At 38.8% G+C, this 22,801-nt stretch carries 24 protein-coding genes; 10 read left to right on the top strand and 14 right to left on the bottom strand.

The annotated features are described in order from the left end of the window. Position 1: 1 nt before the first annotated feature. The gene (locus VIX88_RS10495; RefSeq protein WP_064971113.1) at positions 2-520 is read left to right on the top strand and encodes a PRTRC system protein E; all 519 of its coding nucleotides are present in this window, start codon (positions 2-4) and stop codon (positions 518-520) included. 337 nt (positions 521-857) lie between these two features. Here VIX88_RS10495 and VIX88_RS10490 read toward each other — a convergent pair whose 3' ends face one another. From VIX88_RS10490 to VIX88_RS10425, 14 genes are all read right to left on the bottom strand, one after another. After that, positions 858-1,181, bottom strand: coding sequence for a hypothetical protein (locus VIX88_RS10490; protein ID WP_214193857.1), 324 nt, complete (start codon positions 1,179-1,181; stop codon positions 858-860). Then, positions 1,165-1,488: a hypothetical protein gene (locus VIX88_RS10485; protein WP_154212635.1), complete on the bottom strand. Its 324-nt coding sequence runs from the start codon at positions 1,486-1,488 to the stop codon at positions 1,165-1,167. The genes VIX88_RS10490 and VIX88_RS10485 overlap by 17 nt, the downstream gene beginning before the upstream one ends. A 26-nt stretch (positions 1,489-1,514) precedes the next feature. After that, positions 1,515-5,570 carry a phage tail protein gene (locus VIX88_RS10480; RefSeq protein WP_237190303.1) on the bottom strand — a complete coding sequence of 1,352 codons (4,056 nt, stop codon included), beginning with the start codon at positions 5,568-5,570 and terminating at the stop codon, positions 1,515-1,517. Next, positions 5,570-5,983, bottom strand: a complete 414-nt coding sequence (locus tag VIX88_RS10475; RefSeq protein ID WP_014938808.1) for a hypothetical protein — start codon at positions 5,981-5,983, stop codon at positions 5,570-5,572. Before VIX88_RS10475 ends, VIX88_RS10480 begins: the two co-directional genes overlap by 1 nt. A gap of 11 nt (positions 5,984-5,994) precedes the next feature. Next, a complete protein-coding gene (locus tag VIX88_RS10470; RefSeq protein WP_237190301.1) occupies positions 5,995-10,368 on the bottom strand; it encodes a hypothetical protein in 4,374 nt (1,457 codons plus the stop codon). A 2-nt stretch (positions 10,369-10,370) separates the two neighbouring features. Continuing rightward, a complete protein-coding gene (locus VIX88_RS10465; protein WP_153937581.1) occupies positions 10,371-10,529 on the bottom strand; it encodes a hypothetical protein in 159 nt (52 codons plus the stop codon). A gap of 59 nt (positions 10,530-10,588) precedes the next feature. Then, positions 10,589-11,065 carry a hypothetical protein gene (locus VIX88_RS10460; protein ID WP_064969427.1) on the bottom strand — a complete coding sequence of 159 codons (477 nt, stop codon included), beginning with the start codon at positions 11,063-11,065 and terminating at the stop codon, positions 10,589-10,591. Next, a complete protein-coding gene (locus tag VIX88_RS10455) occupies positions 11,065-11,472 on the bottom strand; it encodes a hypothetical protein (RefSeq protein ID WP_237190299.1) in 408 nt (135 codons plus the stop codon). Before VIX88_RS10455 ends, VIX88_RS10460 begins: the two co-directional genes overlap by 1 nt. A 104-nt stretch (positions 11,473-11,576) precedes the next feature. Next, positions 11,577-12,026 carry a hypothetical protein gene (locus VIX88_RS10450; protein WP_064968226.1) on the bottom strand — a complete coding sequence of 150 codons (450 nt, stop codon included), beginning with the start codon at positions 12,024-12,026 and terminating at the stop codon, positions 11,577-11,579. A gap of 13 nt (positions 12,027-12,039) precedes the next feature. Continuing rightward, a complete protein-coding gene (locus VIX88_RS10445) occupies positions 12,040-12,729 on the bottom strand; it encodes a DUF6808 domain-containing protein (protein WP_064969425.1) in 690 nt (229 codons plus the stop codon). Then, positions 12,719-13,048 carry a hypothetical protein gene (locus VIX88_RS10440; protein WP_049589140.1) on the bottom strand — a complete coding sequence of 110 codons (330 nt, stop codon included), beginning with the start codon at positions 13,046-13,048 and terminating at the stop codon, positions 12,719-12,721. The genes VIX88_RS10445 and VIX88_RS10440 overlap by 11 nt, the downstream gene beginning before the upstream one ends. A 2-nt stretch (positions 13,049-13,050) precedes the next feature. Next, on the bottom strand, positions 13,051-13,500 hold the full coding sequence (locus VIX88_RS10435; RefSeq protein ID WP_064969424.1) for an N-acetylmuramoyl-L-alanine amidase: 450 nt from the start codon (positions 13,498-13,500) through the stop codon (positions 13,051-13,053). Positions 13,501-13,557: 57 nt separating this feature from the next. Continuing rightward, positions 13,558-14,499 (bottom strand): hypothetical protein, encoded by a 942-nt coding sequence (locus tag VIX88_RS10430; RefSeq protein WP_064969423.1) that lies wholly within the window; start codon positions 14,497-14,499, stop codon positions 13,558-13,560. A gap of 27 nt (positions 14,500-14,526) precedes the next feature. Further along, positions 14,527-15,456 (bottom strand): HK97 family phage prohead protease, encoded by a 930-nt coding sequence (locus VIX88_RS10425; RefSeq protein ID WP_064969422.1) that lies wholly within the window; start codon positions 15,454-15,456, stop codon positions 14,527-14,529. A gap of 176 nt (positions 15,457-15,632) precedes the next feature. Between VIX88_RS10425 and VIX88_RS10420 the strand changes: the two genes are divergently transcribed. The 9 genes from VIX88_RS10420 to VIX88_RS10380 all read left to right on the top strand — a co-directional run bounded on the left by VIX88_RS10420 (position 15,633) and on the right by VIX88_RS10380 (position 22,750). Continuing rightward, positions 15,633-16,097: a transposase gene (locus VIX88_RS10420; RefSeq protein WP_079206213.1), complete on the top strand. Its 465-nt coding sequence runs from the start codon at positions 15,633-15,635 to the stop codon at positions 16,095-16,097. Positions 16,098-16,101: 4 nt separating this feature from the next. Next, on the top strand, positions 16,102-17,616 hold the full coding sequence (locus VIX88_RS10415) for a hypothetical protein (protein WP_064969420.1): 1,515 nt from the start codon (positions 16,102-16,104) through the stop codon (positions 17,614-17,616). Between the two features lie 17 nt (positions 17,617-17,633). Then, positions 17,634-17,858, top strand: a complete 225-nt coding sequence (locus tag VIX88_RS10410) for a hypothetical protein (RefSeq protein ID WP_214193855.1) — start codon at positions 17,634-17,636, stop codon at positions 17,856-17,858. A gap of 6 nt (positions 17,859-17,864) precedes the next feature. Beyond that, the gene (locus tag VIX88_RS10405) at positions 17,865-18,671 is read left to right on the top strand and encodes a DNA methyltransferase (RefSeq protein WP_214194217.1); all 807 of its coding nucleotides are present in this window, start codon (positions 17,865-17,867) and stop codon (positions 18,669-18,671) included. Continuing rightward, positions 18,662-19,072: a phage protein Gp36 family protein gene (locus tag VIX88_RS10400; RefSeq protein WP_064969418.1), complete on the top strand. Its 411-nt coding sequence runs from the start codon at positions 18,662-18,664 to the stop codon at positions 19,070-19,072. The genes VIX88_RS10405 and VIX88_RS10400 overlap by 10 nt, the downstream gene beginning before the upstream one ends. Next, positions 19,072-20,361, top strand: coding sequence for a phage portal protein family protein (locus VIX88_RS10395; protein ID WP_064969417.1), 1,290 nt, complete (start codon positions 19,072-19,074; stop codon positions 20,359-20,361). The genes VIX88_RS10400 and VIX88_RS10395 overlap by 1 nt, the downstream gene beginning before the upstream one ends. A gap of 68 nt (positions 20,362-20,429) precedes the next feature. Beyond that, on the top strand, positions 20,430-21,686 hold the full coding sequence (locus tag VIX88_RS10390) for a minor capsid protein (RefSeq protein ID WP_222535159.1): 1,257 nt from the start codon (positions 20,430-20,432) through the stop codon (positions 21,684-21,686). A 114-nt stretch (positions 21,687-21,800) separates the two neighbouring features. After that, positions 21,801-22,322, top strand: coding sequence for a phage virion morphogenesis protein (locus tag VIX88_RS10385; protein ID WP_064969415.1), 522 nt, complete (start codon positions 21,801-21,803; stop codon positions 22,320-22,322). Then, on the top strand, positions 22,319-22,750 hold the full coding sequence (locus tag VIX88_RS10380; protein WP_064969414.1) for a hypothetical protein: 432 nt from the start codon (positions 22,319-22,321) through the stop codon (positions 22,748-22,750). Before VIX88_RS10385 ends, VIX88_RS10380 begins: the two co-directional genes overlap by 4 nt. Positions 22,751-22,801 lie beyond the last annotated feature (51 nt).

Raw genomic sequence — 22,801 nt, 5'->3', positions numbered from 1 at the left:
AATGAATACAAATTTTTTTAAACAAATAGCAGGATTAGAAATTGAGGGGACACTCAATCTAACGATTAAAAAAGATACTGAAAACATAGTAATATCCATATTATTGAACAATGATGCGTGTGGCGATAAGGCGAAGCACCTTATCCCACCGCTAACAATCAAAGGTACAGCCGAAGAATTGGACGAGCAGTTTTTTGCAACCATTACACCGCCAATTGAAAGCACCTCAAAACTTATGGTAAATATGGAGAGTTACTTAAAGGCACAAGAAGAAGCTCAAAGGCAATCGGCAATGGAAAAGGAAAAAGCAGATAAGGAAAAGAAAGAGAAAGAAAAGCGAGATAAGAAATACAAGGAACTTATGGAAAAGGTAGAGGAACTTGCAGAACAAGGAAAACCGAGAGAAGCGTGGACAAAGTTGCCAAGTGTGGAAGAATATCCCGAATATGCTGAAAAGATTAGAAAGCGTAGAAAGGAGCTTACAGCACTCTTTCAACCCGACTTATTTGCAACGGAATAATTAACCTTAAAAAATAGAAATTATGTTATTAACGACAGAATTAAAGAGAGTATTTAAACTCAAAGATAACGGACAAGAAATAACACTTATATAATCGGCAAAACGAAAAATACATTTTTTTCAAACGAAATGTCCAAAAAAAAATAAAGCTCTGATGATTACATTAGAGCCTATTTTTTATCTTTATTTTAAGTTCCGTTTGAATAGTGTTTAAATTTCCTCTATCATTTTGATTAGGTTTTTCTTTATTTTTTCTTTGTCTCTTATCCATTCAATTGGATACTCGCCTTTGTTGTAAGGCGGATATTCTTTCCACCCTCGACGTTTTAAAACCTTTTTAAAACAACTTTAAAAATTGCCAAAGTTTTCGGTTTTTCAAATACTCTAAATCGTTTTGATTCTCATAAGCCTCTTGTTCAAATATGATATTCCGATAGGCTTCTCTATGGTTCTTGTACTTTATTAAGTTCCATAGGTAGTTTAGCCCATACCAAACGAAAAAAGGCAAAATCAGTAACTCTAATTGCTGTCTTAGATGTATTCTCTCGTGGTTTAGGAGGTACTTGTTTTTTTGATACTCCTTATTTTTCAGAAAGATGAAAGGAAACACCGCCATTGCGGTGTACCCTCTCGGTACTAAATATTTATTGACTACCACCATCTTTTACTTCTTCTTCTGAAACTTCAAAGCCGTTTATTATTTCTAAGATAGTGGCAAAGGCGGTATTGACTACCTGCAAATCTTCTACATTATTTACGCCTTGCCCATTCAGGGACAATCCACCACCTTTAGAGTAGGTTCCCGATAAGGTCTTCCCATCTTGTAATTGGGTTGTGAAATTGACGGATTGAGGAGTTTTGTTGTTGTAATCCGTTCCATATTGGTAGTAAATTTGCTTTTCCCCAATAGTCTCCATTAGGGTGGTAGCCACGCTCTCATTTACCTTTTGTAATTGTTTTGTTTTCATAGTTTTATTGTTTTTAAAAGTTATTATTATGAATAATTTGTTATTATACCTTTTCTAATGGTAAGCCATACTCCCCCCAAAAATAATTCTCCTGTATATCCTACCTCTCCACCCACACGAATATCTCCATTCAAAATATCTAAAGCGGTATTTGTAACCCCATTTTTAGCCTCTAGTCTTAGTGCCACATTATCTCTGTCAAAGTCGTATTGAGTTTTTTTAATGTTGCTTTTTATTGCAGCAGCAGCTCCTTCTGACCCCGTGGATATACTAGATGTAATACCCATCATCACTTCTTTAGTTTCTCCTCGCTCCGAGCCATTTTTTCTGATTAAAAAAGTTTCTGGAGAAAAAAATGCGTAACTCGAATATTGAGCCCACGAGTCGTTGCTTCCAATACTAGAAGACCTAAAAGAAGAGCCGTTTATTTCCCAATCTCCTATATTCCCCCCTGTGGCTGTTATTCTCCCTGTAATATCTGCATCTTTGGCTATCATTTTACCATTATCTAGCACCCTAAATGGAGCGTTATGCTTATTGGCATAATTGCTACCTGCTCCAAACCTGACGCTCATTGCTCCCTCGTCGGTTATTCCCGAAATAAAAGCGTTTTGATTAGCTTGGTTGCTTCCTACACTCATTAAATTAGCCATCATCAACCCGCCTTGAATAGAAGCGAAGTTGTCTGTTTTAGTCTTTACATCAGACAAAGAGGTTTGCATATTGCTTATCCCTTGTTGAAGGTTAGCAAATAGAGTTTCTATATCCTGTGGATTGGGCGACCAATCGGTCGCTTTATTACCTTTTTCCACTTTTACATCTTTAAACCAAACTGTATTGTTGCTAAATGCTCTTAGTATAAAGATGAAATAAGCAGTGTCAGACTGTGTCCTTATTGTAAATTTTACATATTTGTATTCTGAATTTATAGGAAATACTCTGTAATTATCAGAATAAACAGCCGTATAAGTACCATTTTCTTTCATTTCTAATGCGTAGAAAAAGGCAGAACCTATCCCCTTAACAAAGGCTGATATTGTATATTCTGTGTTTTTCTCACATTTTATATTTTGGTCTATTTGATTGTAATCTTGTCCATCTATTGAGGTTATCTTAACTGCTCTTTCATTAGGTAGAAACTCTGCTTGTGGATACCCTTTGCTCCAATGTTCTCCACCGTTTTTAAATTCAGTATTGCGAGCTAGATTTCGACCACCAACAATTACTCCATTGATAGCATTATTAAGTTGAGATGTTGTGGCTCCTCCGCCGTTACTCACTATTGCCGAAGCGTTTAGTAACTCTGTTTTGATATAGCCTCCTTGCACAATTGTGTTGCCGAGCATTGCCTTTTCGATATAATTTTCCCACGCCATTGTACCAAGGCTATCAAACTTACTGATAACCTCGTTTCTATGAGTTGTAACCAATGCTTGTGCGTGAGCTTTTGCTTCCTCTAATTTCGCCTTAGCTTCGTTTATTCTCGCTTGTTCTTCGGCGGTTACTATATTGTCAGCATGAGCCTCTGCTTGTATTCTCGCTAAATTAGATTTTGCTTCTGCGATTGTAATTATTTCAGCTTCTATATCTTTAGGATTGGGCGACCAATCGGTCGCTTTATTACCTTTTTCTACTTTTACATCTTTAAACCAAACTGTATTGTTGCTAAACGCTCTGAGTATAAAGATGAAATAGGCAGTGTCAGACTGTGTACTTATCGTAAAGTTCACATATTTATATTCTGAATTAACAGGGAACTCTCTGTAATTATCAGAATAAACAGTCGTATGAGTGCCGTTCTCTTTCATTTCTAATGCGTAGAAAAAAGCTGAACCTATCCCCTTAACAAAGGCTGATATTGTATATTCTGTGTTTTTCTCACATTTTATATTTTGGTCTATTTGATTGTAAACTTGTCCATCTATCGAGGTTATTTTAACGCTCCTTTCATTAGGTAGAAACTCTGCTTGTGGATACCCTTTGCTCCAATGTTCTCCACCGTTTTTAAATTCAGTATTGCGAGCTAGGTTTACGCCTCCTACACTTACAGCATCTACTACTTGTTTTATCGCAGGGCTATTACTCGCAAAAGTAACTTTGGCGTTTATTTCTATACCGTCTTGTTTTAGGTCTATGTAGTTACTACCGTTTGGGCTAGTTATTCGTCCCGTGGTTATTTCGCTAGGTGTTATTTGCGTGTAGCCGTAACTGGTTTTGATACGCCTAACGCCGTTAATAATTGACGATACATTGCCAGCCAAGAAAAAATAAAATATAGGGTCGCTATCAAATAGGATTTTTTGTTCGGTTACGACTATGGTTGCATTAGAACCTATTTTGTCCGCCTTGATATAAATAAAATTGAAATTGTCGCTAAACTGAACCGTCGTATTTTCCGCTAAATTCCAAGTCCTCGGGGCATTTGGGTCTATCGTTAGATGCACCATTTGCCCCGCTGTGTTGTGTAGGCGTTTATTGTCGCTCGTAATACTTAGAGCAATATTTGGAAGCGAAAACTGTTGCATACGAGAACCCACCGAAAGCATACCCGTTTCTATGCTTAAAGGCTTTATCTTTTGAGCATCAAAATACCCCTCATTGTCAAACACATTGTTTTTAATTTCTTCGGCAAACAAAAAAGAACGGCGAGCCATTTCGGCATTGTACTTTTGTTGTTTTTTGATTGCCGTTTGGGCTTTTTCTTTTTCGATGTAATTTCTTACAATTTGCGTGATAGTTGCTTGTTCCGCTATTTCAAAACTAATATCGTAAGGGTTGTTAATATCTCGGGTAATGCTGATTACTCTAATATCATCATCTAATCCAAAATCTGAATCTTTAAACTGTATGGTATGTCCCAGCTTCAAATTGAAATTTATTTTTTTCAGATAAATAGGGTCAGGTTCTACAGCATAGATAAATCGCTGTTTGCTATTTTTATCTAAATATTCTTGTGCAGCAGCTTGGAGCTCTTGCTCTGCATTATCTACATAAGATTTAGACATCGCAATGTCAATGATAATATACTTATCGCCCACTTGCGGACGGAAAGTATCGCTTGGAATATCAAAAGACTTTTCATCTTGATTTTTTAGCAGTGTGAATGTTTTGCTTGCACTATCAAAACCGTACTCTTTAACCTCCAAAGTGTACCCTGCTAAATCGCCCGTTTGAAAGATAACTTTTGCCGATATACCCTTTTGTATTATAGTATTTCCGTATTCGTTATATTCGTTTAAATCAAAATCTAAAGTGCTATCCGAGAACTTTAAAGGGTTATCTGCATATACTTGTGTAACGGTGCCCACACGCTTTGGGTAAATATCCTCAAAAGGTTGTGTATGTTCTATAATCCCATATTTATCGGTATTTTTTTCCAAAAAAGGCACTGGCATACGCAGGACTTTTTGCCCATTGCGGTAGTTCTTCGGGATATTTCGGGAAGAACCTCTTGCATACAGACGAGTAACTAAGCTACTCTCTGTGTAAGGATTTCGGGTAATACCTTTCAGTCCTTTGCTTTTGCCATATTCCAAAGTGTAACCAGACACCTTTTTTCTTTCCTCTAAATGGATAGACTTATCTGCATCTACCCAAAACTCCAAACCAAAATCCTCCGCTATACGGGTAAGAGCTGCGAGGCAATTATAATCGCTGAAATCTATTGTTTTAGTTTCGGTGCTGTCTATCCTTCCAACGCTCCAGCCTGTTTGCGTTCGGTTGGCATTAGCCACTAAAAGCTCTACCATTTTTTGAGCGGTTGCCGTGATAGAAAATTCCGAAATATTAAGTTCGTTGTTTTCATCATAGAAAAAATATTGTACTTCGGCAAGGCGATATTTTTCGCCGTTAAAGACTAAACTATAAACATACTCCTTTGTGCTTTTTTTATTAACCACAGGCTCCTGTGAGATGTAATAAGTTTTGCCATAAACCTCCACGGCATCGCCTATGCGGAAAAGAACGAAATGAGGCAGGCTAAAATCCATCGTAACAGTTTCCTCACCAAATAATTTTTCGACAACTGTACCTTTCGCTTTTATTGGTGCAACGATGCTATTATTTCTCGTAACTATGAACATCAGAACAAAACTTTAAAGGTTAAATCAAATTTCACAAACACTTTTTCTACATTTTTAAGGCGTTTTAAAACTTTTTTAAAGTTTCCAGACTTTTTATAAAACACCTTGTAGGTTTGGTCGTGGTCAAAGACATAGAGCGACAATTCCCCCTCTTTTTTCAACTCGGCAAATAGTGTGTTATAATACTGCCAAAACTGAACATTATCATCTGCTAAAATTGCCATTTTAAGCGTTACCTCTTTGTCTTTAAATTTAGGAGAAGAGAGGTCATAATCTCCGCCGTTTTCTTCTGCCCAATCATTCTCCATTACTTCTTTTCTTTCGGGAAAAGCGAGCAATTCCTCTGTGCCTGTCATAATGACCACGCCTATATTACTGAGAAGAATGTTGTTTAATTTATCTTTAAAATCCATTTTAAACTATTTTAAAACCCTAAACCTTTAGCATCGTTGCCGTTGCCTTTGATTGCTTTTTCTACCTTAGAAATACCCTCATCTATATCGTGCAGCTTTTCCGTATTTTCTGCTGTTTTTCGGGTGTTTCTTTCAATATTCATTTGTATTTCTATCAGCTTTGATAGCTTTTCCAGTCCGCTGGTACCGTTAGATTTCATCATTTTAACTATTTCTATCACATGAAGCCTTACGCCTGCGAAATGCCCCGAAAGAATATCTATACTTTCCTGTGAAGCCCCTTTTATGGCTCCTTGTAAAGAATTTAGACGCTCTTGGTCTTTAATAACACCAATACCTGCTTGGTTAAGTATTTCTACTTTTTGCCTTTGCTCTTCAACCATTGCCATATAAAGCTGATTAAATCGCTCTCTTTCTTCCGATGTAATTACGCCATCTTGTAACATTTCTTCCATTACTTCGTGTAGCTCCTGTGTTTTCTTTCTAAACACATCGGTTTCTAAACCTGCTAAAACGGCATTTCGTAAAAAGCCCTCAATATCGTCCGCAAAATCTGCAAAAGACTTTTTTCCCGAAGCTATGCCCTGTTTGATACTATCGGCTAGGCTGTCTGCAGTAGTACCTGTTATAGCTTCTCGGAGTTGTTTTTTTAATTCTCTATCGGCTGCCTCAATTGAACCGTACTCATCTCGCAATTTTTTTAATTGCTCGTAGGCTGTTTTGGCATCACCTGTGAGCGGTTTTTCGGCATTGAGTTTTTCTAAATCCTTAAATATTTTATCTGTAAGTTCAACTTCTCCAGGTTCAAACACTTTTATTTTTAAAGACCAACCTGCTATTTTGACAATTTCTTTTTCTACCCATTTTCCTATCCCTAGCAGTTTTGCAACACTGCTAGTTTCTTCTACGGCTCTAGTTTTTCTACCAATACCTAGAAAACCACCGTATTTTTCCGTGTGCATACCTGTAACCGTTCTGGCATTCAAAAGCCTTTTAAAAACCGCTTCTTGGTCTTTTTTTATACTCTCCGCATTTTTTCGATTGGCTTCCAACTCCTCTCGGATATTTGTAACTCGGGATTTGTATAGGTCGTTCAGCTTTACCTCTTCGGCAACCCGTTTTCTTAATTCAGAATTATAATTCAGTTGCGACTGAAAAATCTCATCATGATATTTTTTAATTTGCTCTTGGGCTTTTCTTTCACTCTCTCGTGCTTTTGCACCAATAGAAAATATAGAGGTAATGGCTTTGATGGTTTTCATAATACCACTAACAATCCCTTGGGGTCCCGAAGCAAAGTCCGCCAATGCTCCCGCAACATCACTCGCTACATTAAGGAGTTCTCCCATGGTTTCTACCGTGTCGCCAAGTCCCTCATCATATTCTTTCAATGCTCCACCTAGCTCTGAAAAAGCTCCACCTAACTGCCCTGCAACCTCGGATACTTTCGCAAATTTCTTAGCGAGAATATCCTTTAATTTCATATTGACCTCTTCGAGTTGTTTCAGCTCATCGGATACATTGGTAATGCCTTTAGATTGTAAATCAGTAATGCGTTTGAGTATCGCTTCTTTTTCTTGCAACAGTACTTTTTCCTCTACGCCGACATCGGTGGTCGCTCTTACCGCTTTAGCTTTTTTAAGTTCGTTTTGCACAAACTCTTTTTGGGTTTCGTCTAAATGGTCTCCTGCTTTCTCCAAATATTCCTCTAGCGAGGCTATTCTACTGTTTAGCTCTCTTCTAGTAATGCCCATCAGATTTTCAGAGAGGCGTTGCATGATAGTTTCTCTATCGTACGCCTCTGTATTCACAGCATCTAATGCAGCCTTTTTCTGAAACTCCAGCTCTGCTAACTTAGCCTGTCTTACTTTCTCATCTGTAATTTGGGTCAATAGAACCTTATCTTGTTGATATTTCTTATCTATCGCTCGGCGTTTGTCATCAAACGACAATAGGGAATTGTAAGCCTCTGCGTACTTTTGCTCCGCTTCTTTGTTTTTGTCTTTGTCGTACGATTTCTTTTCACTTTGTAGCTTTTCTAACTTTTGGAATTGTTCAGGCGTCAAAGCATCGCCTAATGCTTTTATTTTTTCCATTTCCGCATCTAGCAAAGCACCGTAATTCTCGAACGCCAACAATTCATTTTGATAGCGTTTGTCTGCCTCTTCTTTGCCTACTTTGGTTTTAAATACCTCATAAGCTGCGAACAATTCTTTTTGCTCTTCTAGTTCTTTGAAAAATTGCTCATTGGCATGTTTCTCGGTTACGCTTTTGGTTTCTGCTTTTTCTAGGTTATCAATACGCATCATATCCATTGCCCCAAGTTTTGCTTTTTGGGCTTCGGCTCGAAGTTTGGCGTATTTATCTTGTATATCGGCGATTTCTTTATCCGTAGCTATCATACGGGACTTTTGATATTCCCGTTCAGCTTGGGCAATACTATTTAACGCCGATTTTCTCGCTTCGGCTTCTTGTCTTGCCAATTGCTCGGCTTTTTTAGCTGCTTTTTCTGCCTCTTTCTGTCTTTTGTCCGCTTGTTTTTTAGCCTCGTCGTTTCGTTCTTTTTCCTTATCTGCCAGCAACAGATTTTTTTTATGGATAAGTTCTGCCTCTTCCTTAGAACCTTTATCAACAAGTCTTAGTTGAGCTTTGATAGATTTTTCTCTTCTATCATACTGTTTTTTACCTGTTAAGTGTTCTAGTCTTTCGGTTTCCTTATCGTATATTTCTAAACTTTTTTCAAGCTGAGCATTTTTCTTGTCTTGTGCCGATGCGTTTAAGCTATTCTGTTTGCCATTCTCAAATGCTTTTTCTGCTTCCGATTTTGCATTTTTAAGATTGTTTAAAGCTCCTTTAAAACCGACATTTTTAATTTTTAAAAGAGTATCTAGCACCGTTTTTGACAGAGACAAAAAGGCATTGAGAAAGCCCATAACATAGGCTTTCATATTATCCAGTTTATCCCCGAAGCTATTAAGGGCAGGAAACGATTTTTTAATACTTGCTGTGACTTTATCCCAATTTGCAACCAGCGAAGCTAGGAGAATGATTATTAAACCTATCCCTGTACTCGCTAAAGCAATACGAAAAATTTTCAAAGCACCTGTACTGCTCCCGACTACCGCCGTGTATAAACCTTGAGCTTTCGTCTGTGCTATAGTAGCAAGACTATCAGACTTTTTTAGTTCTGCTTGTATCTGCTGTAATGACTGAAGAGCAGACATTGCAGCGGTAATTTTCATAATACTTTGCTCTACTTCTTCGTTTTCTGCACCAAATAAGGCGGCTGTACTTTGAGCTAAAGAATACCCCGAAGCTACAGCAGAGGTTGCTCTTATCAAAGTGTCTAAACCACTTGTTGAAGATGCCGAGGCGTTGATTTCTTGGTTTGTAGAGGCAATAGCTGCTCTTGCTTCTATGGCTCTACTTTTCAATGCCTCATATTCGTCGGATTTTTGCTTTCCTGCCATACGGAGGCGTGCCATAGATTGCACTAAATTCTCCAGTTCCGTTTGGAGACTGACCGCCTTTTCTCTGTTTTCTTCCAGCTTATTCCCAAAGTCATCAAAACCCTCTTTTCCTGCATTTTTCAGCTTTTTGATACTGTTTTCTAAATTCTCTATATTTTGATTGAGAATCTTTATTTTTTCGGGGTCAGTTTCAGCGTTGAGTTGATTTTGAAACTCTTTGAGAACATCGGTCATTTGGTCAATGCTATTGCCTGCCGTGTCGTACGATTGAGGCAGTCTTCCAAGCATTTGGTTTGCTGTTGCAATGTCTTTCTCTAAATCTTTGAACGCCTGAGAACCACTGTCCATGGTTCCCATTTTCGCCGAGATAAAATCTATCACAATGCCCAATTGTTCCAACTCGTCGTTAGCGTTGTTGATTTCCGTGCTAAGCACTTCCAACTCTTCGGGAGAAGCAAACGGGGGTGTGAATGTTTTATCCGAAATTTGGTCTAATAATCGCTCAGCCTCTTGGAGTTTTTGGTTCGCTTTTTCCATTTCGGCAGTGTCTATCAACGCCGCTTTATTATTTGCCGATTCTAATATAGAATTAATAGCCTGTTGGGCTTGGCTTAGTTGATAATTATACACACCTAACTGCGTAGGGTCAAAAGTATTAGCGATTTGACCTTTCAAATAATCTATCGTTTCAGCGTGGCGTTGGAGGGCTTTGGTTTGAGCATCGGTCAATTGGGCAGATTGAGACAAAGCTCCCGATGCCGACAATTGCGTGTTGATATACTCTTTAAATTTTGACTGAGCATTATCCACACTTTTAGTTTGCTCCTGTGCAGCCTTAACCATCTTTGCAAATTCTTCAAAGACGACGCTATTATTCACGGTAAAATCTAATTTTATAGGCTCTAAATCACTCATCGTTATTCTGTTTCTATTTCTTCCGCTCCCAGCCACTCGGCTAACTCGTTAATGTTTTTTAGCCTTTTAGGTTCTTTTTTCTTATATTGAACCTTTGGAGCATCAGTCAGCATCATATTTAATTCGGCAAAAGTGCTTTGCAGGACTTCCTTTTTACTCATGTGTAGTTTGTGGCAACAATAGCCTACAAACCCAAAAACGCTATGAAAGCTATCGCTTTTTAACTCGTTTTCTCCGTCGGACTCAGGTTCATGGGTTTCGTTATCCTCGTCTCCTGTATCAACCTGATAGTATTTGTAAAATCCTGCACACCGCTAAATGCCACCAAAAGACTAAATAAATAGGACATTTCCTCTGTGTTTATGTTTTTTCTTAATCGCTTAGCCAGCCAGCGAACTTTCCAGTTTATTTTGGTTTCGTTTCGGATAGCCATTGCCACGATTTCCGTGATGCGTACGCCGTGATTGGATAGAATTTCCAACGCTTTTTGCATAGAAATTTCGTCTTCTTTGAGGAAAATACCTGTTTGCAAAAACGCTTCTGATATAGCCAACTGACTTTGCAAAGTGGGCGTTTTTAGCGTTAGTTTGATTTGCTTTTTGCCAAACAGCCTGAGAAAAAAAGGAGCAGGGAGCATTAACTCCACGCCCCTTTTCAATAATAGTTTAGCTGCTTTAATTTCTGTGAATTGCTCCATTATGCAGGTTGTTTGATTGAAATTTTTGCTAATGGTTTAAAGGTAATTTCAAGTAATGCGACTTCTTTTTTCTTTAGTTTTAAGTTTAGTCGTGCAAAAACCTGTGTCTTAGGGCATTTGATGAGATGTCCCGTGTCTGCTTCGATTTGTAATGCTTTGAAAATTGCGGTATTGTCGCCCTCTTTCCATTCGCCTGATAATACTGTACCGCCCTTTACAGATTTGATAAATTCAGCCGTATAATTGTAGGTACTTACTTTTATATCTCGCTTTCCTTTTTCCTGAAATATAACTATAGGTTCATCGCTTTGGTCGCAAAATTCTTCAGACAAAGAGCCTTCTTCTTCCGTCATCTCAAAGCTATCTCTATAAGTTTTAAACGCCGTGAGAGCATTGTCCTGTGGCATTGTAGTTTTCGTTTACTACATCTCCAATTTTGATAGTCTTAAGACCATATAATGCTTTTTCTGCCATGTTATTAGTTTTAAATGATTTTTAAATAGTTTTTAAATTAGTCTTCTACTGAAGCTCTTAACTTTTCAAGTCCAATATTATGCGGGGCTTTCTTTCCGTGCTTGGCTTCATATTTTGCCATTAGCTCGGCTCTTTCCTGTTCTTCGGTTTTAGTTGCCGTGTCTTTGGTATTATCTAAATCCGTGTCTTGCGGTGCGTTGTCGTCCGAATTTTCCTCATCTAAAATTTTTGGAATATCCGTCGGTTCAACATCAATTTTTACAATTTCAGACGGCTGACTAAGGTCTTTTCGCTGGAAGTAATGCACCTTTTTATCCGTTAGGTAAGTCGCTTGGTTTTCCGCCTTTTCAAGTTCTTTGAAACCTTGCAAATCTGAGGTAATATAAACTTCTTCTAACTCGGGATAATTTTTAAAAATCTTTTCTGCCTCTGCTTTTGCAAATTCGGCAATACTTGATGCGATTGTTATTGATTTTAATTTGCTCACGATGTTTATTTTTTTAAAAGTTGATTAAATTATAATTGATACCTAGCCCTATGACGGGCGTAGTCTTGAATATCCCATTGTTTATGGATATTCCGTAGCCAGCGTGTACGCCTAGCCCCCAGCGAGGTAAGGGCTGTCCCCTAATGCGGTAGCTTTTCAGTCCGTTAATATGTACCCTCGGGTCATCAGAAAAAACATCTATGTAGTAGTTGGTTTTCCCGAATAGCCATTTTCGGTCTTTGTAGCGGGCTTCATTCAGCCTAATATTGTATCTGAAATCTATACTATCCGTTTGTGGATAATAGTTTAGATTGAGGTATTTATCTTTATGGGTTAATACCTTATCGCCATTAGGCTGAGTAAACTCACGCAGTTGCAAGCGAGCTATTAGCTCGGCATTTATCTTACTTACTTGGTCTATCTTTTTGATGGACATTTTAAGTGCTTGCTCTAGGCTATCTGCGTAGGTTTTGCCGATAGCGAGTTGCTTCTCATTCGTGGTCTCCACGACTTTCTCTTTGAATACCGTGTGCTTAATGCTATCTCGGTAATAATGATTTATAATTTCATTTTTATACGAATGCTCTATAAGCTCCGAAATTTGTTGCTCTTGTTTGCCAATTGCCCGTTCTCTTTGAATGTGTAAAAACACACTAAAACCAAGGAGTAGAGATAAAATGATGATAAAAATTTTACTTTTCATATTTGTAAATTTTGTTGATTAGCGGTTCTGTATTGCTTTTTATTAGGCTGTCCTGTTTTTGCAGTCGTTTGTTTTCTTTTTGGTAGAAAATCATCCGTTCATAGAAGTATATTCGTTTATTTCTTTCAACTAGAATAGTGTCGTATAGTTTGAATATCCTGTCTTTACAATTTTCATCTACCTCTTCTCGCCGATTGAATAATACACCTATCACACTACCGAACATTAGAAGCAAGCCTATTAAAAGTCCTATCACAACCGCTTTAGGGTCTTTCCTTATGTCTTCTTGTTCAAAAGGTTGTGGTAGGTGCGTTTTCATAATTAAAAATTGATTTCTTTAAGCCACTTTCTTGTGTCAAAACTGGGGCATTCTTTCGTCCACTCGTGAGGGGAGATAATCCCGTCACCATTCAAGTCAGGCGATAAATCCCGATGTCCGAGAATTTCTGCGGTTGGAAATTTCGCTTGTAGCTCTCTTAAAAGTTTTACTTGCGAGGCTTTCTGTTGCAAGGTTCGGTTATCAACCGCCTTTCCTTTTTCCACGCCACCGATATATGCAATATGAACACTATATCGGTTATGCCCTTTTACCCCATTAGTAATGGTATTTAAATCCGCAAGCTGGACGATTTCCCCGTCGGGTTTAATAATGTAGTGATAGCCTACATTTTTCCACCCAAGTTTTTCTCTCCAAAAGCCTTTAATACTTTCAATGGTGGTTGTTTGAGAAGTTGCCGTACAATGCAAAACGATATACTTAATAGTTCTCATAGGTTATTAGTTTTTAAATGCAGGGACTAAGGGAATAATCCCTGCAATTGGTTATTATTAAGCGTTAGCTTGTTTTAGTACCGCAACGCCTTCAAAATCCTTTCTCTTGGCTCTTCCTCCCATTCTCACAAGGAACGAGTAAATATCCCCGTAATATTGAGGGTCTCTCTCTCTGTCGAAAGTTTCTATATCTCCATAGGCTTTTTCTACCATGTTTTTGTTCCAGAAAATAGCGGCTTCAGAATCGCTATTGTTTACCACAGAGCCAAACCCTTTAAATTCTTTACTCTCAGTCATTGTGAATACAGATGAGCGAATTAGTATATTGAACCCTTGTACTTTATATATGATACCATTTCTTCTTTCCTCTTCTGTAACCATCTGCATATAAGTAGCGGTTACAGGACTATCTGCGGGGAAGATGTCGAGTATGGCATTAGCTGGCAGTAAGGCAAACATTTGTCCTTCTTGCCATGCCTTTTGTGTTCGCATTAGATTTTGCATTTTTTGCAAATCTAAAATTGTCCACTTTTTACGATTACCAGTCGCTCCCTCTAATAATACAGAGGTCGCTGCACCTGTGGTTTCTAAAATATTTTTTTGTGGGAGGGTTTTATTGTCTCCAATAGGGGATACCACCATATTCATCAACATACCTTCTGCAACATCTTCTGAGAGGTTTTCAACATCTCTATCTAAGACTGACCTCCTTTTATCATAGCTTAATTCCACTGTTTCTGCGTTGGAGATATACACAGGGTCGGTAGAGTACTCATCTATTTTGTAGAGAACTTCGCCATCATTTCGCCTCTTTACTTCGGCAGGAAATATGGTTCTATTTTTTACCACTTTAGAAGGCTCCCCAGCTTGTGGTATATGTACTATTTTCCCGTTTACAATATTATCCTCCGAAACATCGGAGATGTGATTGAGGAATGAGTTGTCTTGCAATAGCTTTTCCTCGATGGTCTTTTTCCAAATTTCTTTTTCTAGTCCCATGGTTATTTGTTTTAATGGTTATTGTTTTTAGTTTTTAGGGAACTGTTTTCTTTTTCGTTCCTCAAAATAGTCGGGATATTGGGCTTTGAGTGTAGCCAAGTGATTGCCTTTGTCTAGCTCGTCCCAACTCATTTTGTCAAATGCAGCGAGTTTTTCCTCATCGCCTTTTAATTGTTCTGATACCGATTTTCTCTTGGGCAACGCTTTAAGTAAAGCCATCGCCGAGTCGTGTGCCAGTGCCAGAATCGGAGCTTTGCCTGCCTCGTCCAGCCTGCCGTCCTTTACCGCTTGCTCTACCTCTGCGGTTAAAAGGGCTTTTAGTCGATTTTGCTCAGCCGTTTTTAGCGTTTCGTTTTCGGCTTTTAGCGTTTCGTTTTCGTTTTTCGAGGCGGTTAGTTTTGCCTCAATTGCTTTCACGGCACCAATGATTGCCGTTTCATCTGCATTTGCATCTAATTGCAGATAGGCTATTACTTGTTTCATTGTATTTAGTTTTGATTGTTGATTTTTTGCACTTAAACAAAGACTTGTAATTTCTTCATCCGATAAGATTTCGCCATGCTCATTATACAAGGCGATGGCATTAGCATTGGAAGGAACTGCCACAATGGAAGCCTCGAAAAGCTCACATTTAGTAACGACTAATTCGTCGTTAATCAATTCCATACCGTTAGGCTCAATAAAAATGCCTATGGAGCAGGCTTTGATTTTCCCTGCATTTACTTTCCTCACAACCTCTTTTCCGTCGGGGTCTTCGGTGTCAAATTCAGGCGAGGCGGTTAGAAAATTACCGTCTATGCTTACATTTCCCCAAGTTCCTAGAACATCTTTGGTATTATTCGAGTGGTTATTTAGGCACACAGGGTTATCCAAGAACCTCGATAGGCTGATACCACTATTAAGCACTCTAAAACCTTTGGAGTTGATTTTCGTTTCGTCATTTAGTATGAATTTCATCTGCCTGTTTCTTTTGGTTTTCGGGGCAAAATTGGAGTAAGAAAAAGGCTCTGAAAAGCTGGCGTTTTATGGTACTGTTAAATTCAGGGTATCATACCCTAAAAATTAGGGTATCATAAATCAACAGTTTTAGAAAATACCTTTAATAGAGGAATTTTGCCATAAAACTAATAGCTATGGCAAAGAAAGGGAGGCTCTCTAACAAGGAAAGAGAGCAAAAAAAGGAATACGCTAAAATCTTGTTTCTACAAGAAAAGAACATCACTATAAAAGACCTCGCCGAGCGTGTCGGCGTTTCGGCTAATACATTAACTGAATGGATAAAATCGGAAAAATGGGAGGGCTTAAAGCGTAATATTTTACTTACCCGACAAGAGCAACTCGTGCAAATGCAAGACGAGCTGGCAGAACTCAACGCTTTTATAAAAAAGCAAGACGAGGGCTTTCGTTTCGCTGACTTCAAGACCGCCCAAATACGAAACCAACTCATTAAAAATATTAAGGATTTAGAAACAAAGGCACTACTCCCCGAGATTATCAATGCCCTCACTCAGTTTTTAGACTTTGTGAGAGCCGAGAACCTCGAAGATGCCCAGCTGTTGGCCGACTATACGGACACTTTTATAAAATCAAAACTCTAACGCTATGTTGATGACCAAAAGATTGACTCCTGAGGATAGAAAAGCATTAGAATTTTGGCAACAGTACTATACCAATCTTCGCCAAAAAGCCAGCGTGGACTTATCCGAAACCGCCAGCGACATCGAGAGGCGAAAAAAACGCTTAGAAGCCAATCCCGAAGAGTGGTTCAAATACTATTTCCATAAGTATTACAAATGCGAACCTGCGGAATTTCACAAAGCCAGTACCAAGCGTATCACAGAAAACATGGAGTGGTACGAAGTGCGTGCGTGGTCGCGGGAACTTGCCAAGTCGGCAAGAGCCATGATGGAGTTTACCTATTTAGCCCTCACGGGGAAAAAGAAGTTTATCATCATCGCATCAGCGACCAATGAATCTGCCGTTCGCCTTTTAAAACCTTTTAAAAGTGCTTTTGAAAACAACAGCAGAATTATCCACGATTATGGTGTGCAGCAGAACCACGGACACTGGCGAGAAGACCAATTCACAATCAAAAAGGGAGCAATGTTCATCGCCGTTGGTGCGGGTAATGCACCCCGTGGAGCGAGAAATGAGGATATACGCCCCGATGCAATTATCGTGGACGACTTCGACACGGACGAAGACTGCCGAAACCCCGATACCGTAGATAAAAAATGGGCGTGGTTTGAAAAGGCGTTGTATGCGACACGCTCGGTTTCTGAGCCTTTAACGGTATTGTTCAACGGAAACATCATTGCTGACTATTGCTGCATCAAAAAAGCCATAGAAATGGCAGACCACGCCGATATTATCAATATTAGAGATGAAAACGGCAAATCTACTTGGGCAGCGAAAAACAGCGAGGAACATATCGACCGTGTGTTGTCTAAGATTTCAGCCCAAGCGGTGCAAGGCGAATATTTTAACAATCCTATCAATCTTGGAAAAGTATTCAAGGAGCTGAAATATGGCAAAATTCAACCGCTTAAAAAGTATAAATTTCTTGTTTCCTACACCGACCCTTCCTATAAGAAAAACGGGGACTACAAGGCGACGGCTTTGGTTGGAAAATACAAAAACGAATATCATATAATAGATATGTTTTGCCAAAAAACCTCCACCGCAAAGATGCTGGAGCATTTGTATGAAACAGAAAAAAAAACGGCAAATTCGGGCGTTTCAGTCTATTATTATATAGAATATCCTTGGATAGACGACACTCTGAAAAGGGAGATAAAAAAGGCGAATAAACGCTATAATATTACGCTACCACTCAAAGCAGACGAACGAAAAAAGCCCGAGAAGTTCTACCGAATAGAAAGCAACCTCGAGCCACTCAACCGAAACGGCAAGCTGATTTTTAACGAAGAGTTAAAAGGGCGAGAGGACATGAAAGAAGCCGATTTTCAATTTTTGGCACTATCGCCAAAGAGTAGAGCTCACGACGACGCTCCCGATGCCTGCGAGGGTGCGATTTGGATAATTAACCATAAAAACATAGACGGCGACCACCGCCCGAAAGTGTACGAGAAGCCGAACAATAAAAAACGATACTAACCCCTAAACGCAAAACTATGAAAAACATTGAATTACACAACGAAGACAATTTGAAAGTAATGGCAACGATGCCTGATGAAAGCATTGATGTTATTTGCATAGACCCACCTTATCTCTATTTAAAAAACCAAAAATTAGAAAGACCCTTTGATGAGCAAAAATTCTTTTCTGAATGCAAAAGACTTTTAACAAAAAATGGGTTTATAGTGATGTTTGGGCGTGGCGTGAGCTTTTACCGCTGAAATACCATTTTAGCAAATTTAGGATTTAATTTCAAAGAAGAAATTATTTGGGATAAAAGGTATGTTACGAGTCCTCTTATGCGACTAAGCCGCGTCCACGAAACCATTTCCATTTTTACGAAAGGAAAAGGAAGTATCAACAAAGTGAAAGTGCCTTACCTAGAAATGAAAGGTCATGATATAGATAGCATCATTACGGATATAAAGCGTCTTAAAAATACTTTTAAAAATACTAAATCTCTAAATGCCGTGCTGGAATTTCTTAAAAATAATGAACAAACAGAAGATAATATAGTTAGAAATGATTTTAACAAAAATGCAGGAGACGGAATTACTGGCAGTTCATCAATAAATCACAATAGATGCGTAACTGTTATACAATCTATATCCAAAGGCTTAAATGAAAAAAGTATTATCAGAAATGATAGGATAGTTTGTGATACTTTCACAAAATGGGGGGTCAATGCTAACAAAAATAAAACAGGAGATAGAGCGGTTAATGCAGTTCAATCCATTCACTTTGGTTTGAACGAAAAAAGCATCATCAAACAAGGTAGAGACCACTATACTAGCATCCACCCCACACAAAAGCCTGTGCGATTATTAGAAAGATTATTAGCATTAGTTATCCCAAGAGATAAAGAATCAAAGGATATTGTGGTAGCTGATTTCTTTGCAGGTTCAATGTCCACTATGGAAGCAGTCCATAATATGGGTATGCGGGGGATTGCTTGTGAAATTGACAAGGAATATTTTGAAGCGGGTAAAATGAGAATAGAGAATTTACATCAAAAATTACCATTATGTACATAGAAATAGAAGAGTTAAAGACGCATTGCCACGAGGAAGAACTCAAAGCAATAATCCAAGGCGATGAAACCATCGCACTTGCGTGTATAGATATGGCAATTGAGTTTGCCTCTACTAAACTAATGAAAGATTATGATGTAAACGAGATTTTCGCTAAAACGGGCAATGAACGCAGTCCTTTATTAGTGAAAATCATTAAGGATATTGCCGTCTGGGAAATCATCGGTCTTGAAAATCCAAGCGTTGATTATCAGGACAAAAAATTCCGCTACGAACAAGCGGTTAATTGGCTGAATGCCGTCTATAAAGGTATGCCCGCCAACCTCCCAAAACTGGAAGAAACCGAAGACAAAGTAAAAGCATTCAGCTATCACTCAAACCAACCAAGACAAAACCACTACTAATGAAAAATGAAAAAACGAATAACCAAAATCAAGGGCTAAAAATTAGTCAAGTCTTAGTTGTAAAACCCGAACGACACAGCCCACTGGATATACAAAACTGGATTTCCGCAATATCGCAAGCGTATAGAGGAAAACGACAACGCCTCGTTGAATTATACAATAACTTATTGCTGGACGGCGTGCTTTATGAGGCGATGGACAAACGATTACGAGCCATTACCAATGCCAACCTCACTTTCCAAAAGGACGGAAAGGAAGTAGAGGAAATGTGGGACTTTATGGACACGCCCGAATTTGAAAATTTACTGCGTGAGATACTATTGTCTAAGTTTTACGGAAAGTCTGTAATTGAGTTGGATTTTTCCAACGGCTTCAAAATTGAAAGCATAGACCGAAGGCATTTAGACACGCTCAATCGTAAAATACTAAAAGACACCTCCAGCGATGAGGGCTTTCCATACGAAAACGACGATTTTATCTTGAATGTCGGAAACGATAGAGATTTAGGGATTTTCGCTCGCACCGCTCCTTACGCTATTTTTAAGAGAAACGGTGGGGCAGATTACGCCCAATTTTGCGAGCTGTTTGGCATTCCTCAACTCATCGGGAAGTATGACCCCGATGATGAGAATGGGCAGCGAGAGATGGAAGAAGCCTTCCAAAAAAGAGGCTCCGCAGGAAGTATGACCATGTCCAAAAATTCCGAAGTTGATACAATAAACACCAGCCAATCCAACGGAGCCGTCCACAAAGAATTTTTAGACCATTGGGATAAACAAATTCTAATCAGTACCCAAGGGCAAACAATGACCACAACCGACGGTACTTCGTTAGCACAAGCCAAAGTACACGGCGAAACAGAAAACGATTTACAAAAAGCCGATAAAATCTTTGTTCGGCGATTTCTCAATCAAGAGTTAAAACCAAGACTTGAAAAACGAGGTTATCCCGTGGCGGGCGGTTTCTTCAATTTCATAGAGGAAAAAAGGGAAATGACGGCAAAGGAAAAAATGGAACTTGCCGAGAAAGTACACAATCTTACAACCGACGGCGTGGACGATGATTATTTCTATGAAGAATTTGGTTTACCGAGAGGTAAGAAGATACAAGCTGAAGCCCAAGAACCCAACACCGAAGAGGTGGAAGAAAGCGAGGAAACAGAAGAAACCAAAGAGGAAAACAAAGTCCAAAATCCGAAAGAAAAAACGCCTAAAAAGAAAAAAGTACAAGCCAAAGAATTAAGCCTTTTTGAAAAGCTGAAAGATTTTTTCGCCCACGCTCCTCGGTAGATTTCTATCTATACGAGGAGCTGGATTGGGAAGCATTAGAACTGGAGTATCAAAACTGCTGCGTGCATTTGTCGCATAACAACGACCAGCCCGACTGGGCGGATTTGTTGGCTAAGGATTGGCTGGACACCATTAGAGGTATTTACAAAGAAAAAACACCTCCAAAAGACGGCTTTTCTACGGCGATAGTGAAGAAGACCGGAAAAGAACTATCCACAGCAGTAGATAAAGGCTACATCTTGGACGGCATAGACTATGGCACGCCCGATTTTATCGCTCGAGAGGTGCTGAAACGAAATGTTTGGAAATTCTCGGTCGCAAAAAATTACAACGACTGCATTCGTCTTAATAATTTATTGCTTCGTCCCGACGGAAGCATACGCCCATGGCACGAATTTAAGCGAGAGGCGATGATGATAGTCGGAATGTCTAATCGCTATCTAAAAACAGAGTACGATACGATAGTAGCAGGAGCAATGATGAGCCGTAAATGGCAGGAAATACAACGGAATAAACACATTTTTCCGTTTGTGAAATTTATGGTAACTATGGACGACCACACTTCCGAAATATGCTCCCCGTTACATGGCATTGTGGTTTCTGTGGACGACCCTTTTTTACAGCAATATTTTCCTCCTAATCATTTCAACTGCCGAACCGATGTGATTAAGCTAAGAAATGCTGAGCCAACGCCACAGCGTTTATTGCCTTACATTGATATTCCAAAAGCCTTTTTGAATAATGTGGGTGCTACGGGCGAAATTTTCACAGAACAAAATAGATATATTGCGAATACACCCAAATTGACAACTGATGCTTTGAGATACATAGAAATAGACGGCGTGGAAGTTTCTACTTTGGCAAAAAAACATACAACCTCCGAAACAGAACGCCCAAGGGTGGAGCGTGAGTATGAGAATAGAATTATAACCTCCAAGGCTCTAAAAGAATATTTTGGTGTAAGAGTAAAAGTTTTGCCCGAAATAAAAGCTGAGCATTGGGCTTATGATTTTCATTTTGAAGATGTCCCTTACTACGGAAAAGTACCCGATTTTAATGTAAATAATGATTTCTGGGAAATGGAAAGTTACGAGGGTAAATTTAAAATTGGGAAAATTGGGAAAATTGGAGCAATGATTAAACACGGACAAGAGCAAGCCAAGAATGTTGCTATCAAATTAAATCATAAAGTCCATTTAGAAAGAGTAATAAAACAACTTAAAGAATTAGAACACAAAGAAGATTTTAAGTTTTTAGCTGAACAAATTGTAATTGTTTCAAAAGAGGGCAGAGTTATTTATAGATATAAAAAAGACCGACCATAATTCTAAAATCAGAACTATGGTCGGTGACCTTATAAAAGGCGTGTCAGAGGTTTTACGCCCCGACAATGCAAATATACAAAAAAAATTAAAACAACTTTAAAACCATTTTAAAAGATGACCGCTGAAGAATACTTTGAGCAATTACAGAGGCGAGTAGCTCAAACCTTGCGAGAACTTCCACCGATTATCGGCGAGGAAGTGGTGCATTTTGCACAGGATAATTTCGACCGTCAAAGCTACAATGGCGAGGCGTGGCAAAAACGAAAAAATCCCACTAAATGGGGAAAAAGAGACGAAGAAGGGCGAGCTTTACTTGTCAAAACTGCAAAACTAAGGCGGAGTATTCGGATTGGACAAGTGTGGGAAGATAAAGTAAGGGTAGTCGCAGGTGGGGCTGATGTTCCTTATGCTAAGGCTCATAATGAGGGATTTTCGGGAGCAGTAGAACAAAAAGTTAATCCCTTTCTAAGACGAGGTAAGAAAGGTGAACCTATCGCTGTAAAAGGGCACACCCGAACCATTCACCAAAACATTCCCAAACGCCAATTTATAGGCGACGAGGAAAGCTCGGCAGAGCTTAGACAAAGAATTAAAAATATCGTACGCATAGAACTTCAAAAAACATTTAAAAAATGAAACGACTTTACAATAAGCTCTTGGAGCTTCTTAAAGAAATTCCCGAAATCAAATACATTGATTTAAATTTTGGGCAAATAATGGAAGAAAAACCACCTTTGGCATACCCTGCGGTGCTTATCAATATAGGTGTCAATAGCACAGATACCTTTCACAATGTTTTACAGCAATTCAATGCGGAATTTACGCTCTCTCTTGTTGTGAAAGCAGGCGACACTAGCTCACTTACCGAAGAGAACAGAAGAGAGCAAGCAATGGCTTATTTGGATTTGACCGAGAAAATTTACAACAAACTTCAAGGCTATGAGGACGGTCATTTTGAGGCGTTTGCTTTTAAAAGTGCTACGGAGCAAAATTTGAGAAAAGGTCTAAAGATAGTTGCTTTGCGTTATTCCTGCGGTTGGAAGCAGGAAGTTGCCAAACCATAAAAGGATAAACTTGTTTGAGTTCCGTAATGGTTGTCTTTTGCATTTCTAGAC

Origin of the sequence: Riemerella anatipestifer (genome assembly GCF_035666175.1) — a bacterium.
Lineage (GTDB): Bacteria > Bacteroidota > Bacteroidia > Flavobacteriales > Weeksellaceae > Riemerella > Riemerella anatipestifer_D.
This window is presented reverse-complemented; position numbering and strand designations above follow the sequence as displayed.

Excerpts from the sequence above, each read along its gene's own strand:
- VIX88_RS10495 (WP_064971113.1), top strand. The coding sequence starts at position 2 with ATGAATACAAATTTTTTTAAACAAATAGCAGGATTAGAAATTGAGGGG.
- VIX88_RS10490 (WP_214193857.1), bottom strand. The coding sequence starts at position 1,181 with ATGGTGGTAGTCAATAAATATTTAGTACCGAGAGGGTACACCGCAATG.
- VIX88_RS10485 (WP_154212635.1), bottom strand. The coding sequence starts at position 1,488 with ATGAAAACAAAACAATTACAAAAGGTAAATGAGAGCGTGGCTACCACC.
- VIX88_RS10480 (WP_237190303.1), bottom strand. The coding sequence starts at position 5,570 with ATGTTCATAGTTACGAGAAATAATAGCATCGTTGCACCAATAAAAGCG.
- VIX88_RS10475 (WP_014938808.1), bottom strand. The coding sequence starts at position 5,983 with ATGGATTTTAAAGATAAATTAAACAACATTCTTCTCAGTAATATAGGC.
- VIX88_RS10470 (WP_237190301.1), bottom strand. The coding sequence starts at position 10,368 with ATGAGTGATTTAGAGCCTATAAAATTAGATTTTACCGTGAATAATAGC.
- VIX88_RS10465 (WP_153937581.1), bottom strand. The coding sequence starts at position 10,529 with ATGAGTAAAAAGGAAGTCCTGCAAAGCACTTTTGCCGAATTAAATATG.
- VIX88_RS10460 (WP_064969427.1), bottom strand. The coding sequence starts at position 11,065 with ATGGAGCAATTCACAGAAATTAAAGCAGCTAAACTATTATTGAAAAGG.
- VIX88_RS10455 (WP_237190299.1), bottom strand. The coding sequence starts at position 11,472 with ATGCCACAGGACAATGCTCTCACGGCGTTTAAAACTTATAGAGATAGC.
- VIX88_RS10445 (WP_064969425.1), bottom strand. The coding sequence starts at position 12,729 with ATGAAAAGTAAAATTTTTATCATCATTTTATCTCTACTCCTTGGTTTT.
- VIX88_RS10440 (WP_049589140.1), bottom strand. The coding sequence starts at position 13,048 with ATGAAAACGCACCTACCACAACCTTTTGAACAAGAAGACATAAGGAAA.
- VIX88_RS10435 (WP_064969424.1), bottom strand. The coding sequence starts at position 13,500 with ATGAGAACTATTAAGTATATCGTTTTGCATTGTACGGCAACTTCTCAA.
- VIX88_RS10430 (WP_064969423.1), bottom strand. The coding sequence starts at position 14,499 with ATGGGACTAGAAAAAGAAATTTGGAAAAAGACCATCGAGGAAAAGCTA.
- VIX88_RS10425 (WP_064969422.1), bottom strand. The coding sequence starts at position 15,456 with ATGAAATTCATACTAAATGACGAAACGAAAATCAACTCCAAAGGTTTT.
- VIX88_RS10420 (WP_079206213.1), top strand. The coding sequence starts at position 15,633 with ATGGCAAAGAAAGGGAGGCTCTCTAACAAGGAAAGAGAGCAAAAAAAG.
- VIX88_RS10415 (WP_064969420.1), top strand. The coding sequence starts at position 16,102 with ATGTTGATGACCAAAAGATTGACTCCTGAGGATAGAAAAGCATTAGAA.
- VIX88_RS10410 (WP_214193855.1), top strand. The coding sequence starts at position 17,634 with ATGAAAAACATTGAATTACACAACGAAGACAATTTGAAAGTAATGGCA.
- VIX88_RS10400 (WP_064969418.1), top strand. The coding sequence starts at position 18,662 with ATGTACATAGAAATAGAAGAGTTAAAGACGCATTGCCACGAGGAAGAA.
- VIX88_RS10395 (WP_064969417.1), top strand. The coding sequence starts at position 19,072 with ATGAAAAATGAAAAAACGAATAACCAAAATCAAGGGCTAAAAATTAGT.
- VIX88_RS10385 (WP_064969415.1), top strand. The coding sequence starts at position 21,801 with ATGACCGCTGAAGAATACTTTGAGCAATTACAGAGGCGAGTAGCTCAA.
- VIX88_RS10380 (WP_064969414.1), top strand. The coding sequence starts at position 22,319 with ATGAAACGACTTTACAATAAGCTCTTGGAGCTTCTTAAAGAAATTCCC.